Annotated in this window: 14 protein-coding genes and 1 pseudogene; 9 read left to right on the top strand and 6 right to left on the bottom strand. The window is 62.9% G+C overall.

The annotated features are described in order from the left end of the window. Positions 1 to 2: 2 nt before the first annotated feature. Both VDQ28_RS18840 and VDQ28_RS18845 read right to left on the bottom strand, forming a co-directional pair. Positions 3 to 743: a hypothetical protein gene (locus tag VDQ28_RS18840; protein ID WP_323037389.1), complete on the bottom strand. Its 741-nt coding sequence runs from the start codon at positions 741 to 743 to the stop codon at positions 3 to 5. Between the two features lie 289 nt (positions 744 to 1032). After that, positions 1033 to 1467 carry a nucleoside deaminase gene (locus tag VDQ28_RS18845; protein WP_323038160.1) on the bottom strand — a complete coding sequence of 145 codons (435 nt, stop codon included), beginning with the start codon at positions 1465 to 1467 and terminating at the stop codon, positions 1033 to 1035. Between the two features lie 103 nt (positions 1468 to 1570). Between VDQ28_RS18845 and VDQ28_RS18850 the strand changes: the two genes are divergently transcribed. From VDQ28_RS18850 to VDQ28_RS18885, 8 genes and pseudogenes are all read left to right on the top strand, one after another. Beyond that, the gene (locus VDQ28_RS18850) at positions 1571 to 2629 is read left to right on the top strand and encodes a pseudouridine synthase (protein ID WP_323037390.1); all 1059 of its coding nucleotides are present in this window, start codon (positions 1571 to 1573) and stop codon (positions 2627 to 2629) included. 206 nt (positions 2630 to 2835) lie between these two features. Beyond that, positions 2836 to 3747 (top strand): 5-bromo-4-chloroindolyl phosphate hydrolysis family protein, encoded by a 912-nt coding sequence (locus tag VDQ28_RS18855; RefSeq protein WP_323037391.1) that lies wholly within the window; start codon positions 2836 to 2838, stop codon positions 3745 to 3747. Positions 3748 to 3795: 48 nt separating this feature from the next. After that, a pseudogene (locus tag VDQ28_RS18860) lies at positions 3796 to 4962 on the top strand (toxic anion resistance protein). Continuing rightward, the gene (locus tag VDQ28_RS18865; protein ID WP_323037392.1) at positions 4940 to 5920 is read left to right on the top strand and encodes a DUF2927 domain-containing protein; all 981 of its coding nucleotides are present in this window, start codon (positions 4940 to 4942) and stop codon (positions 5918 to 5920) included. Before VDQ28_RS18860 ends, VDQ28_RS18865 begins: the two are co-directional and overlap by 23 nt. 56 nt (positions 5921 to 5976) lie before the next feature. After that, positions 5977 to 7104 (top strand): SPFH domain-containing protein, encoded by a 1128-nt coding sequence (locus tag VDQ28_RS18870; RefSeq protein WP_323037393.1) that lies wholly within the window; start codon positions 5977 to 5979, stop codon positions 7102 to 7104. Between the two features lie 3 nt (positions 7105 to 7107). Continuing rightward, positions 7108 to 8226 (top strand): primosomal protein N' (replication factor Y) - superfamily II helicase, encoded by a 1119-nt coding sequence (locus VDQ28_RS18875; RefSeq protein WP_323037394.1) that lies wholly within the window; start codon positions 7108 to 7110, stop codon positions 8224 to 8226. Next, entirely contained in the window at positions 8226 to 8663 is a 438-nt protein-coding gene (gene dtd / locus VDQ28_RS18880; protein WP_323037395.1) for a D-aminoacyl-tRNA deacylase, read from the top strand. Before VDQ28_RS18875 ends, dtd begins: the two co-directional genes overlap by 1 nt. A gap of 111 nt (positions 8664 to 8774) precedes the next feature. Continuing rightward, positions 8775 to 9941, top strand: a complete 1167-nt coding sequence (locus tag VDQ28_RS18885) for a M24 family metallopeptidase (RefSeq protein ID WP_323037396.1) — start codon at positions 8775 to 8777, stop codon at positions 9939 to 9941. On the opposite strand, the gene VDQ28_RS18890 is transcribed toward VDQ28_RS18885, so the two are convergent. The 4 genes from VDQ28_RS18890 to VDQ28_RS18905 all read right to left on the bottom strand — a co-directional run bounded on the left by VDQ28_RS18890 (position 9938) and on the right by VDQ28_RS18905 (position 12619). After that, positions 9938 to 10972, bottom strand: a complete 1035-nt coding sequence (locus VDQ28_RS18890; RefSeq protein ID WP_323037397.1) for a diguanylate cyclase domain-containing protein — start codon at positions 10970 to 10972, stop codon at positions 9938 to 9940. The genes VDQ28_RS18885 and VDQ28_RS18890 overlap by 4 nt on opposite strands. Continuing rightward, positions 10972 to 11577: a heme NO-binding domain-containing protein gene (locus tag VDQ28_RS18895; protein WP_323037398.1), complete on the bottom strand. Its 606-nt coding sequence runs from the start codon at positions 11575 to 11577 to the stop codon at positions 10972 to 10974. The genes VDQ28_RS18890 and VDQ28_RS18895 overlap by 1 nt, the downstream gene beginning before the upstream one ends. Positions 11578 to 11641: 64 nt before the next feature. Next, positions 11642 to 12331, bottom strand: coding sequence for an HAD family hydrolase (locus tag VDQ28_RS18900; RefSeq protein WP_323037399.1), 690 nt, complete (start codon positions 12329 to 12331; stop codon positions 11642 to 11644). Positions 12332 to 12334: 3 nt separating this feature from the next. Continuing rightward, on the bottom strand, positions 12335 to 12619 hold the full coding sequence (locus tag VDQ28_RS18905) for a DUF3572 domain-containing protein (protein ID WP_323037400.1): 285 nt from the start codon (positions 12617 to 12619) through the stop codon (positions 12335 to 12337). A 133-nt stretch (positions 12620 to 12752) separates the two neighbouring features. On the opposite strand from VDQ28_RS18905, the gene VDQ28_RS18910 reads away from it, so the two are divergent. Beyond that, a complete protein-coding gene (locus VDQ28_RS18910; RefSeq protein ID WP_323037401.1) occupies positions 12753 to 14147 on the top strand; it encodes a diguanylate cyclase domain-containing protein in 1395 nt (464 codons plus the stop codon). The last annotated feature ends 2 nt before the right edge of the window (positions 14148 to 14149 follow it).

A 14149-nucleotide genomic window follows, 5' to 3' on the forward strand; every position in this document is an offset into this window, starting at 1 on the left:
GGTTACGGCTGTGGCGCAGCGTATGGCGACAACGAGTGGATCCCGCTCTGCGCCGTCCCGCTCACCCCCAGCGCCCGCTCGCTCATCGGGGCCAGGGCATCCTGAACCGTGCCGTTCACACAATTGCGCATCACGACATCCAGCGCCCGCGTGCCGCGCGGCAAGGGCCGCGCCCCCACGCCAAGCCGGCGCATGACCAGAACGCAAACCGTGCCGGTGCCGATATTTTCGGTGCCATAGACAAAACTGCCCAGCGAATCCGTTCCCGAATTCAGACCCGACGCGCTCAAACGCTCGAACGGCGACGGCATTCCGCCGAACCGGGCCGACAGGTCATCAAAATCGAATTGATCCAGCCGCGAACTGTCCGAGGTCTGCGCCCGGACGTGCAACACATTGTCGCCGCTGACGGTTGTGTCATTTGGCAAGACGATCCGCTGTTCGATGGCACCGCCCAGATTGCGCTCGAAAACCACCAGCGCCTGAGGCGCGCTCACCATCGACCGCGAGGCGGGGACAACGGCGTATTGCACCGTGTTTTCCAATGTCTCGATGCCGGGATTGCGCTCGCTGCCGAGGAACCGATACAGCCCGGTCGAGGTCCGGTCACTGCTGGTTTGCGAGCACCCCGCCGCAAGCGTCAACGCCGCGACCGATGCCACAAGCCCTGCGCGAACGGCCCTGCGCCGCTTCTGGAATGAGGTTGATCCTTCTGGGGCTTTCGCCCGAAACGTGCCCATCATCGTGCCTGCTCTGCTTCCTGACCGGGGTCAGAGCAACCACACACTGATTCGAAAACGGGCCAGACTGACAAATGCCAGCTGGTTTGCTCCGTCACGCGAGCGGTGTTTCTGCTACTGCCTCAGTCTTTTCTTTTTTTTTTTCAGTCTAGAGAAATTGCACGAATCACGCAATCCACATTCTTTCCGGGCAAATCCAGACTGGAAAACCTGTGTCAATTGGGCAATTGGGCGGCACAATTTGGGGTACACCGCCACCTGGGCAGCATATGTTGTGTATCCACGATTCACCTTATCGCCGAAGCCCCTCAAAGAACTCGCGCAGCAGTTGCGCCGCCTCTTGTTCGTGAATCCCGTCATAGACCTCGGGCGCGTGGTGGCATTGCGGATGTGTGAACACCCGCGGCCCCTGCCCCACGCCGCCCGACTTCGGATCGGACGCCCCGTAATAGAGCCGGGAAATCCGCGCGAATCCAATGGCCGCGGCGCACATCGGGCATGGCTCCAGCGTCACCCAGAGCGCATGTCCCGGCAGCCGCTCGGACCCCAGCGCCGCGCAGGCCGCGCGCAGGGCCAGGATTTCGGCGTGCGCGGTCGGGTCGTTCAGTTCCCGCGTCCGGTTGCCCGCACGGGCCACGATCCGGCCCTGCGCATCCGCGATCACCGCGCCGACCGGCACCTCGCCGCGCCGTGCCGCGGCGCGCGCTTCGTCCAGTGCGATTGACATGGGGCTTGTGAACGGGTTCATGGGGGCTTTGATGCCCGTGTCCGTTCTGGCGCGCAAGTCCCGCGCAATCCCGCGACCGCCCTTCGTCCACAGCAGGTCCACCATGTCAAAGCCGCCAAAGCCAACCCCCACCGAAACCGTCAAGGACGGCGACCGGATCGCCAAGGTTCTGGCGCGCGCCGGGATCGCCTCGAGGCGCGGCGCCGAGATCGTCATCGCCGAGGGGCGCGTGGCGGTGAATGGCGTGCGCATCGACAGCCCGGCGTTGAACATCGCGCCGGGTGACAAGATCACCGTCGATGGCAAACCCCTGTCCAAGCCCGAGCCGACCCGCGTCTGGATGTATCACAAGCCGCTGGGCCTCGTGACCTCCGAGCGCGATGAAAAAGGCCGCGCCACGGTGTTTGACAACCTGCCCGAGGAAATGCCCCGCGTCATGTCGATTGGACGGCTCGACCTCAACTCCGAAGGCTTGCTGCTGCTGACCAACGATGGCGAGCTGAAACGGCGGCTCGAATTGCCGGCGACGGGCTGGTTGCGCAAATATCGCGTGCGCGTCAACGGCACCCCGACCGAGGCATCCGTCGCCCCGCTCAAGCGCGGCATCACCATTGACGGCGAGCGTTTCCAGCCGATGATGGTCACCATCGACAAGCAGCAGGGCGCGAATGCGTGGCTGACGATCGGCATCCGCGAGGGGCGCAACCGCGAGGTTCGGCGCGCGATGGACTCCATTGGCCTGACCGTCAACCGCTTGATCCGCGTCGCCTATGGTCCCTTCCAACTGGGCAACCTTGCCGCCGGGGCCGTCGAAGAACTGCGCCCCAAGGCCCTGCGCGACCAGTTGGGGTTGCAAGTCGATGAGGTCGCCGAGGGCCGCGCCGCGCCGATGACGCAGGTCAAACCGGCGGCAAAGCCCGCGCGCAAACCCTCCACCGGCAGCGCCGGCGCCCGCAAAGAACTGCGCACCGACACCCAGGACCCCGCCCGCAAAGCGCCCTCGGGCAAGGATGACGCGCCGGGCCGCAAATCCTGGGGCACCAAGTCTCACGGTGGCGGCCGCGCCGGTGCCGATGGCACGGCGACCAAACCCCGATCCTGGGGCACGAAATCGGCGCGCCCGCCGTCCTCTTCGCCTCGCAAGCCCGGCCCATCGCGTTAATCAGGTCGGTTCCCCGCTTTTCAAGCACCGGTAAACTGTCTTATAGTCTTGAACCGACTGTCAGGACGCCTGACACTCATCGCAACGCGCGCCCGCCGATGCGCAAGACAGGAATGTGCCCGTGACCTCGCGTGGACTGCAATACACAGCCTACATGCTCTTGATGGCCTTGATTCTCTACGCCCGGATTGTGGGGGGCTGACGCTATGGCAAAACGGTTCGGTGGTGCCTACAGCCCCGGTGGAAACCCACGCCCGACCGCTGGTCAGACCACGGCCAGCGCGAAGCCTCCAGCCATCAAACGGCTGAATCCGGTCGGCTTGCGTGTCAATCTGCTGTTTGTCGTCCCCTTTCTCTGGGCGTTCAGTGCGTTTTTCCGCAGTTCGGCGGGCATGGTTCAACATCTCGGCGTGTTCGGCCTGATGCTGTTCAGCGCCTGGTTGACGCGCGAAGGCGTGATCGCCCATGACGCCTATGATCAACGCCGCATTGCGCGCCGCCCGGCGATCCCGCGCAAGGTGTTCGGCTCGGTGATCATGGGTCTGGCGCTGGCGCTGGCCGGGTTTGGCAGCGACGCGAACCTCACCAACGCCCTGATCTTTGGCGTTCTGGGCGCAGGGCTTCACCTGGCCTCCTTTGGCCTCGACCCGATGGGCGACAAGGGCATGGAGGGCGTTGACGAGTTCCAGACCGACCGCGTCGCCCGCGCCGTTGACGAGGCCGAGGATTTGCTCGAGGCGATGTCCGACGCCATCAAACGCGCGCGCAATCGCCAGATCGAGACCCGCCTGGCCGATTTTCAGGCGCATGTCCGCACCTTGCTGAGCGCCGTGCAGGATGACCCCGCGCAATTGTCGGCGGTTCGGCGCTATATGGGCGTCTATTTGCGCGGCGCGCGGGATGCCACCGTGAAATTCGCCGATCTTTACGCCCGCACCCGCGACGAGACCGCGCGGCAGGAATACATTGACCTCCTTGATGACCTTCAAGAGAATTTCATGCTGCGCACAGAAACCTTAATTGACAGTAACCGTCAGGCGTTGGACATCGAAATGGATGTTCTGCGCGAGCGGCTTGAACGCGAAGGTCTGCGCCCTGCCGACCCCGACCCCCATTGATCGCATCTCGCAAGGCGAACGCACCAATGCCCGTGAAAGGAAATATTTATGTCTGATCAGGTCCGCAAACAGGCTGAAGAGCTGACCACCGCCATCGCCGAAGCGTCGCAATTGAACCTGCCCGAACCGGTTGGCGAACTCATCACCCTGGAACAAGCCGCCGAGCCCGAGGCGAACGCCATTCGCAGCCGCATGAACGAGATCGACATGGAGTCGACCAGCTCGATCATCGGCTTTGGCTCACGCGCGCAGCTTGAATTGCAGACCATCAGCCAGGCCATGCTGAACGACGTGCGCAACAAGGATGTCGGCCCCGCCGGTGACAGCCTGCGCCAGATCGTCACCACGATCCGCGGCTTTTCGGTCAGCGAACTCGACACCCGCCGCGAGCGCAGCTGGTGGGAGCGCCTGACCGGCAAAGCCGCGCCGCTGGCCAATTTCATGGCGCGGTATGAGACGGTTCAAGGCCAGATCGACAACATCTCCGAGAACCTGCTGAACCACGAAACCGTGCTGCTCAAGGACATCAAGTCCTTGGATCTGTTGTACGAAAAGACGCTGGATTTCTATAACGAGCTGGCGTTGTACATTGCCGCGGGTGAGGAGAAGATCAGGGAACTCGACAGCACGACGATCCCGGCCAAAGAGGTCGAGGTTCAGGCCGCCAGTGAAAACGACACGATCATCCGCGCCCAGGAATTGCGCGACCTGCGCGCCGCACGCGACGATCTGGAGCGCCGGGTCCACGATCTGAAACTGACGCGCCAGGTCACCATGCAGTCGCTGCCCTCGATCCGGCTGGTGCAGGAAAATGACAAATCACTGGTCACCAAGATCAACTCGACGCTGGTCAACACCGTGCCCCTTTGGGAAACGCAACTGGCGCAGTCGCTGACCATCCAGCGCTCGCGCGATGCCGCCAAGGCGATCCGCTCGGCGAACGATCTGACCAATGAATTGCTCAACAAGAACGCCGACAACCTGCGCCAGACCAACCGCGAGGTGCGCGAGCAGATGGAGCGCGGCGTCTTTGACATCGAGGCCGTGAAACACGCCAACGAGCAGTTGATCGCCACGATTTAGGACAGCTTGCAGATTGCCGATGCCGGCAAAGCCAAACGCGCCCAGGCCGAGGAGGAACTGCGGAAGATGGAAGCCGAGTTGCGCGATTCCCTGTCAGCGGCGAAGGCCCGTGAAACGCAACCGGCGGCTTGACCCGCGCCTGTATCGCACCAAAGCAAGCGTCACGGTGACGCTTGCCGCCGTCATGGGATTGGTCGGCTGCGCCTCGTTGCAGCCGGGCCAGCCCAGAGGCAGCTCGATTGCCGCGCCGCGCCGCCCGGCGGAAATCGTGACAACGGACCCGGCTTCGGTCGAATTGACCGCCTATTACACGCGCATTCAGGACGAGCGGGTCGCCAACCGCCTGATGCGCACCGACACGGGCGCGCAAGAGGTGCCGGTCACCGCCTCGCGCCTTGCGGAAACCTATATCCAGGTCGCCCTGCGCGAGGAACATGCGCGCGGACCCCTGGGCTTTGGCGGCGGCGCCGACAGTGTTCTGCGCCGGTGGGAGGCCCCGGTCGTCTACACGTTGGAATTCGGCCCCAGCGTCGGGCGCGAACGCCGGTTGCAAGATCACGCGCAGGTCGTGCGCTTGGCAAGCCGTCTGGCACAGGCTTCGGGCCACCCGATTTCCACCGCGCCGCTGGGGTCAACGCAGGGCAATTTTCACGTCCTTGTCCTCTCGGAAACCGAACGGCGCGCGGCGGGCCCCCGCATTCGCGCCATTGTGCCGGGCATTGACGATGCCGCTGTCACCTTGATCACCGAAATGCCACGCGAGACCTTCTGCCTGGTCATGGCGTTTTCGCGCGATGGCAGCGCCGTTTACTCCGAGGCCGTCGCCATTGTACGCGCCGAGCACCCCGACCTGACTCGGCTGGCCTGTTACCACGAGGAACTGACGCAGGGGCTTGGGTTGGCCTCGGACAGCAGCCAAGCGCGGCCTTCGATTTTCAATGATGATCAGGAATTTGCCCTGCTGACAGATCAAGATCTTTTGATGCTGAAAATGCACTATGACCCCCGTTTGCGCCCCGGAATGACCCGTTCTCAAGCCAGCACCCTCATCTTTACCATTGCCTCCGAGCTTGCTGCGGGCGAAAGTTGACCCCGAATGCTGCCGGGCGCGCCCCGTTCAAGACCGATTATTTGCAGGAGTCCCTTATGGTTTTCAACTTTCTCAAAGGTCAGTTCATTGACGTCATCGAATGGCTGGACGACAGCCGGGATACGTTGGTCTACCGTTTTGAACGCTACGGCAACAACATCATGATGGGCGCCAAACTCACGGTGCGCGAGGGGCAAGCGGCGGTGTTCATCCACGAAGGCCAGATGGCCGATGTGTTCGGTCCCGGCCTTTATGAGCTGGAAACCAATAACATGCCGTTAATGACGGCGCTGCAACATTGGGATCACGGCTTTGACTCGCCGTTCAAGTCGGAAATCTACTTCGTCAACACCCGGCGCTTTCCCGGCCTGAAATGGGGCACCCAGAACCCGATCATGCTGCGCGACCCGGAATTCGGTGCGCTGCGGTTGCGGGCCTTTGGCAGCTACACGATCCGCGTCACCGATCCGTCCAAATTCATGACCGAGATTGTCGGCACCGATGGCGAGTTCACCGAGGATGAAATCTCCGGCCAGATCCGCAATATCGTCGTGCAAAAAGTCAGTCAGGCGCTGGCCGCCAGCGGCATTCCCGCGTTGGATATGGCCGCGAACACCGGCGATCTGTCGAATATCGTCGGCACAGCGATCGAGCCGACCCTGACCGAGTACGGCCTGTCGATGCCGGAACTCTATATCGAAAACATTTCCCTGCCGCCCGAGGTCGAAAAAGTCCTCGACCAGCGCAGTTCGATGGGGATCGTCGGCGATCTCAACAAATACACCCAGTTTTCCGCCGCCCAAGCCATGCAAACCGCGGCCTCGGCGGGGGGCGACAGCGCGATGGGCGCGGGCATGGGCATGGGGATGGGCATGGGCATGGCGCAAACCATGGCCAACGCGATGTCCGGCAACGCCCAGCAACCCGCCGCGCAACCCGCCGCCGCAGCGCCACCACCCCCGCCTCCGCCACCCGCCGCGACCGTCTGGCATGTGGCCGTGAACGGTGAAACCAAAGGGCCCTTTGGCGCCGATGCGTTGCGTCAGATGCTGGCGCAAGGCAGTTTGACGCGCGAAACCCTGGTCTGGACCGCCGGTCAGGATGGCTGGAAAAAGGCCGGTGAGGTCTCCGGGCTTGCCAGCCTCTTTGCCTCCGTGCCGCCACCGCCGCCACCCGCGGGCTAAACCATGAGTACCGCCCAGACCCCTCCGCCGCAGCCCACCGACGCGCACCGTTTCCCCTGCGAGAATTGCGGCGCGCAATTGCGCTATGCGCCCGGGCAGCAACGGCTGACCTGCCAATATTGCGGCCACGAGCAAGAGATCCCGTTCAGCGACGAGCAGCGCAATCAGGCGTTGACCACGATGGACCTGCGCGAGGCTTTGGCCAACCATCTGCCGCCCGAGGCCATCGAAGAAACCCGCATTCTGAGCTGCGAAAACTGCGGCGCGCAGGTCGAATTCGACCCCGCGCAACACGCCGCGCAATGTCCATTCTGCAGCTCCCCCGTCGTCACCGACACCGGAACCCAGCGGCATATCAAACCCGCCGCCGTGCTGCCGTTCAAGATTTCGGAACGCGACGCCCATGACTCGATGCGCAAATGGCTGGGGCGCTTGTGGTTCGCGCCCTCCAAGCTCAAGCAATTCGCCCGTTCGGATGGCTCGCGGCTTGATGGTCTCTATGTGCCCTATTGGTCCTTCGATTCCGACACGCAATCGCAATATACCGGCGAGCGCGGGGACGCCTATTATGAGACCCGCACGGTGATGCGCGACGGAAAGCAGACCACCGAACAGGTCCGCAAGATCCGCTGGACCCGCGTGTCGGGCCGCGTCGCGCGCAAGTTCACGGATATGTTGATCATGGCCGCGCAATCCCTGCCGCGCCAATATGTTCGCGGGCTGGAACCGTGGATGCTGGCCGATCTCGCGCCCTACAACCCGCAATTCCTCTCGGGGTTTCGGGCCGAGGGCTATACCGTGGAGCTGCCCGACGGCCACGACTTGGCGCTCGAGCGCATGGATGACGTCATCAAACAGGACGTGCGGCGCAGCATCGGCGGTGATGAGCAGCGCGTGCATTCGGTCAACACAACCCATGCGGATGAGCGTTTCAAGCATCTTTTGCTGCCGATCTGGATGGCCGCCTATCAGTATCGCGGCAAAACCTTTCGCTTTGTGGTGAACGGGCAAACCGGCAAGGTGCAGGGCGAACGTCCGTGGTCGGTCTGGAAAATCGCCGGGGCCGTGACCTTGGCGGTGATCGCCGCCGCGGCCTATATCTACTTTTCGCAGGGCAAATAATGCGGGCATTGCTTCAACGGGTGACCGAGGCGTCGGTCTCGGTTGACGGCGCGGTTGTCGGCGCAACCGGGCCGGGGCTGCTGATCTTCGTGTGCGCGATGCAGGGCGACGACACGAAAAGCGCGCAGGATCTGGCGGCCAAGATCCTGAAATTGCGCATGTTTCGCGATGACGCGGGCAAAACCAACCGCAGCTTGGTCGATGTTGGCGGGGGCGTTCTGGTGGTCAGCCAGTTCACCTTGGCGGCCGATACCTCGCGCGGAAACCGCCCCGGCTTTTCCACCGCCGCGCCCCCCGACCTGGGCCGGGCCCTCTATGAGCAGTTTGCAGATGTGTTTGCCGCCCATGGCATTGCGACCGCGCGCGGGGTTTTTGGCGCAGAAATGCAGGTCGCGTTGGTCAATGATGGGCCGATGACGCTCTGGCTCGACGTATAACAGCGCGATCTGGTCGAAAATCCCGGTTGCTTTGGGCTGTGGTCTCGCCACACTATCGGGGCGCGAACCGATTGCGCCGCCCCCTGCCCGTCTTTCATTTTGGAGCCCCCTATGGATGCCGCTGATTTCACCCAGATTGAATACGAGACCCGCCTGTCGCGCATCCGGGCGGCGATGGAAGACGCCGATATAACGACGCTGATCATCACCGATCCGTCAAATATGGCCTGGGCGACGGGCTATGACGGTTGGTCCTTTTATGTGCATCAGGCCGTGGTGATCGGCCCGGCCGGTGCGCCGGTTTGGTGGGGCCGCGCGATGGATACGGCGGGCGCGCGCCGGACGGTCTGGATGTCGGACACAGAGATCGTTGGCTATGATGATACCTATGTCCAGAACCCCGTGAAGCACCCGATGGAGACCTTGGCGGCGCTCTTGGCCGAACGGGGCTGGGCGCGCGGGCGGGTCGGCGTGGAAATGGACAATTATTACTACTCCGCCAAAGCCCATGCCGTTTTGGCGCAGACCCTGTCGCTGGTGGACGCAACCGGCATGGTCAACTGGCAACGGGCCTGCAAATCCGACGCCGAAATCGAGCGGATCCGGCGCGCGGCGCGCATTGTCGAGGCGATGCATCAGACGATCCTTGATACCGCGCGCCCGGGATTGCCCAAGAACCAACTGGTCGCCGAGATCCTGCGCGCCGGGGCGTTGGGGGCGGCGGGCCATTGGGGCGACTATCCGGCGATCGTTCCCATGACCCCCTCGGGCATGGATGCGACCGCGCCGCATTTGACCTGGGATGATCGCCCCATGCAGGCCGGCGAGGCGCATTTCTTCGAGATCGCCGGGGTGTACAAACGCTATCACTGCCCGCAATCGCGCACCTTGTTCTTTGGCGAACCGCCCAAGACCTACCGTCGCGCCGAAGACGCCGTGCAAGAGGCAACCGCCGCCGCCTTGGCGCAGGCCCGCCCCGGCCACCTGTGTCAGGACATCGCCAATGCCTTCAATGAAGCCCTGAACGCAAAGGGGTTTCACAAAGACAGCCGCTGTGGCTATTCCATCGGCCTGAGCTATCCCCCGGATTGGGGCGAGCGCACCATGTCCTTGCGGCGCGGCGATATGACAGAGTTGAAACCGGGTATGGTGTTCCACTTCATGCCGGCGCTTTGGCTTGACGATGGCGGGATCGAGATCACCGAACCCATTTTGATCACCGACAGCGCGCCCGAAACGCTGTGTAACCTGCCCTCGGAATTGTTCGTGCGCGGCTAATCCATAGGCGTGCCCCCGATGATCAATTCCTCCAACGTGTCGTCTGGCATCACCAGGGTCAGGCGCGCGCGGCCCGCATGTTTCGACGCATACAGCGCCCGATCCGCCTGCGCCATCAGGCGATCCGCCTCCGCATAGCTTGTCGGTGCCGACGGTCCGATAACCGCGCCCATCGAGATGGCGACCTTGCAATGTAGCCCTTCAAACAGGATCGGGGCGCTCATGCGTTTGAAGATCTGCTCGCCGACGCGCTCCAGCGGGGCCCGGTCCTGGACGCCCGCAAGCAAGATCACGAACTCATCGCCGCCGACCCGAGCCACCAGATCGGCACCTCGCACGCTGGCGCGCAACGCGGCCGCGACCTGCATCAAGACGTGATCGCCGGCGGCGTGGCCCAGCGTATCATTGACCTGTTTGAAATAATCCAGGTCCAGGTGAATGAGCGCAAATCCGCCCCCGTCATGCATCAGGCTCGTCAGCGCACGCTCCATCGCGCGCCGGTTGCCCAAGCCGGTCAGGACATCGGTCAGCGCCTGTTCCTCGGCGCGCGCCTTGGCACCTTGCAAGCGATTGGCCATTTTGTTGACCTCGCCCATGACCGCGTTCTTTGCTTCGGCCAGGTACAACAGCTCAATTGCCAGATCCGTCGCCGCGAAATCCGTATCGGATAGCCCATGATCGCGCACCGCGTCGCGAACGGCATAGCCAAAGGACAGGTTCAACAGCACCCCATCGTCATCCATCAAGGGAACGGCCACGCCTTTGAACAGCGTGTAGGGCGGGATCCGCAGCGTCAGCCGCAGCCGCTGTGCGTTGGTCAAATCCGTGACCGTGGCTATCCTGCGGGGGCGGCGGACCTGGAACACATCGCCCAACGCCAGCCCCGTCACACTGGCGCCCATCAGTTTCAGCAGCGTCGGCCCCGCGCCGCGAATGCGCAAGTCCTGGTCCAGCCACAGAAACATCGGCATCATCTGCCCCAAGGCGGAAGGCCGCAGTCGAAAGCCAAAGGCCTGCGCATTCCCATCCATCACCGCACCTCGACCGCCAGATCAAAGCGGCGCCCCGCATGGAACGCAGGGTCGTGCACTTCGATAGAAATCACGGACTCCGTCGCATCCGCCGAGGTGCCAAGATGTTCCAAAACCGCCAGCGCGCCATAGTCATCGGCCAGTGCCCGCAGCACGCCCACCAGGACAAACCCAAAGCCAAAAGAGCAACCGCGACAGGTCAAGGTGAATTGCCCCGGCCCAACCTCATCAAGGGCAAGTTCGGGCAGCGCCAGTTCCGGCACGGCGAGACGGGAACGGCCCTGCAAATCGTCGAGCGAATAGAGGAAATCCGTGAAACTGACGCCGCCGAACCGCAGGAGGCGGCGCAGCGCTTCCAACCGTTCGTTCGAGATCAAATAGGTTCCCAAATCCTCCAACAGGCAGTCGCGTGGGCGTTTGAGCACGGCAACGGCCGCCGAAATCACGGCGTCTGTCAAACTGTCGTCATAGGTCTGCATCGCCTCGAAACCATCCGGCCCGAGTTGCTGTGCGACGCCCGATTGTTGCGCGATCTCCTGCCACGCCGCGCCACCGAAAGAATCGCACAAAAACGACTGGATCGATTTATTGATCAGACCATGCATTGCGACTCTCGCTGCTCACCTGCCTCCACCTTGGGGCAAAGGTCTTAACGATTGGCGAAGATCGTCAAATGAGCTGCAAGACTTCTGGTAAGTGGCTGATGTCAGAGCGAATTTGATCCGCAAAAGGGGCCAGATCCTCGGCCGTCGCGACCCCCGTCAACACCCCCAGCGTCGCCATTCCGGCGGCGCGCCCGGCCACCAGATCGTGCCGCGAATCACCGACCATCAGGATGTTGTGCGGCGGCACGCCACAATGGCGTGCAAAGGCCAGCAGCATGCCCGGTTCCGGCTTGCCGCCAAACCCCGAGTCAAACCCGGCGATGAAGTCAAAAAGCTCAATCACATCAGCCACATGGTCACGCGCGACAGATTCAAAATCATTGGTCGCAACGCCCAGTTTCAACCCCGCATCACGCAGCCCGGACAGCAAGGGGCGCAAGGGGGTCGCGGCCACCAGCGGCGCCTGCGAGGCGGCGCGGGCGATATGGGCCTCCAGGGACGCCGCGCTGTGGTCCGGCAACAACGCCGCCAGCATTTCCGCCACTTCGCGCCCGGTTCCGGCAATAACCTGCGAGTGCGGCCGAAATCGCCCGCTCTCAGCGTCGAACTCCAGGACATCGGCCATCTTCCGGGCCAGGGCAGACTGCCCGCCTGACAAATCCGTTAACAAATTGCGCGCCCAAGCGCCCCAGGTTGCCTGAAAATCAAACAAGGTCCCGTCTTTGTCGAACAGGATTGCGCGGATGTTTTTCATGGCTCAGGTCCAGTGCATATCAGCGCCGCCGGGCAAGGCTGCGCGCGCTTGCATCGGAATTTCCGGCGCAATTTCAAGGGATTGACACGCTTCCATCAACATTGCCTCGTCCAGCATCAGGAATTCGATCACGGCCAGCAGAAAGGACGTGTCTTGCAAACGGTCGCGCAGGCTGGCGGGGGACTCGCCCGACCATCCCAGAAACGCGCCAATCCGGGCGTTATCCTCGGCGAGCCACGCAAACACCTGCAATGCAAGGCTTTCGGCGGCGGATTGGCTCAGGCTCATGCGGACTCCTTTGGAGAATATTAACAACTTGAAACGTTTCGTTAACCAATTGGCGGTAAACCTTGAGCTACGACCGGGGCCTGGATCGATCAAGGGAAATGATTGGCTTCGGCGGGGTAAAAGGTGTTCGTACATGTCGCGAAAAATTCTCATCGTTGATGATCTGGCCACCAATCGGATCATTTTGAAGGTCAAGTTGAATGCGGCTTGCCATGAAACGATTCAAGCGGTCGATGGCGCAAGCGCGCTGAAACTGGCGCGCAGCGAGCAGCCGAAACTGATCCTGCTGGACATGATGTTGCCCGATATTTCCGGGATCGAGGTGTGTCGCAAGCTGCGTGCGGATGCCGCGACCATGCATATTCCCATCGTGATCATCACCGCCTCGGGCGATCGTCAGAGCCGCCTGAACGCGCTCGAGGCCGGCGCCGATGAATTTCTGACCAAGCCCTTGAACGAGGTTATCCTTCTGGCGCGGATCCGCAGCCTGTTGCGCGCGCATGAGACGGAATCAGAGCTGCGGTTACGGTCTGAAACCTGGGGCGAAATGTCGATGGCCGAGGGTGAAACCGTGTTCACCATGCCCGGCCATGTCGGGTTGGTCACCGGCGATCCGGCGATTGCAATGGGCTGGCGCAACGCCCTCGCCCCGCATCTGAAAGAACGGATCTCGATCCTGTCGCCCACCGCGGCGCTGACCAACAGCCCCAGCGGTGCGGTGCCGGATATTTATCTCGTGTCTTCCGATCTGGGGGCGCATGGCTCGGGCTTGCGGCTGATTGCCGACCTGCGCTCGCGGGTGCAAAGTCGCTATGCCGAGATCGCGCTGGTCCTGCCCGAGGCCGAGCCAGAGGCGGCGGCGATGGCCCTCGATGTCGGGGCGAATGATCTGTTGCCCTACCCGCTTGATCCGCAGGAAATCGCGCTCCGGGTGACGATGCATATTCAGCGCAAACGCCGGGCCGATCAGTTGCGCCGCGCGGTCAATCAAGGGCTGCGCATGGCGATCACCGACCCGCTGACCGGGTTGCACAACCGGCGCTATGCGCTGGCGCATCTGGATCGGATCGCCAAGCAGGCGCAGGACACCGGTCGCAGATTCGCGGTGATGCTGCTTGATCTGGATCGCTTCAAACTGGTGAATGACACCTATGGCCACGGCGCGGGCGACGCCGTTCTCGAGGCCGTCGCCGCGCGGTTGCGCGACAATCTGCGGCCAACCGATCTGCTGGCGCGGATTGGTGGCGAGGAATTCATGGTGGCCTTGCCAGAGATCACCCTGGGCACCGCCCGGATCGCCGCCGAGCGGCTCTGCCGGGTGATTGGCGACACGCCGATTGCCTTGCCCAATGGGCGCGGCAGCGTCACGGTGACGATTTCGGTGGGCTTGGCGCTGGGTCCGGATTTGTTCCCCGAGGCGTCACAGCCCGCCGATATCGCCCGCGACACGCTCTCGCGCGCCGATTCGGCGCTGATGGCGGCAAAGCATGACGGGCGCAATCAAGTCACCATCGCGTGCGCGGCGTGACC

Source organism: Pararhodobacter sp. (genome assembly GCF_034676545.1).
Classification (GTDB): Bacteria; Pseudomonadota; Alphaproteobacteria; order Rhodobacterales; family Rhodobacteraceae; genus Pararhodobacter.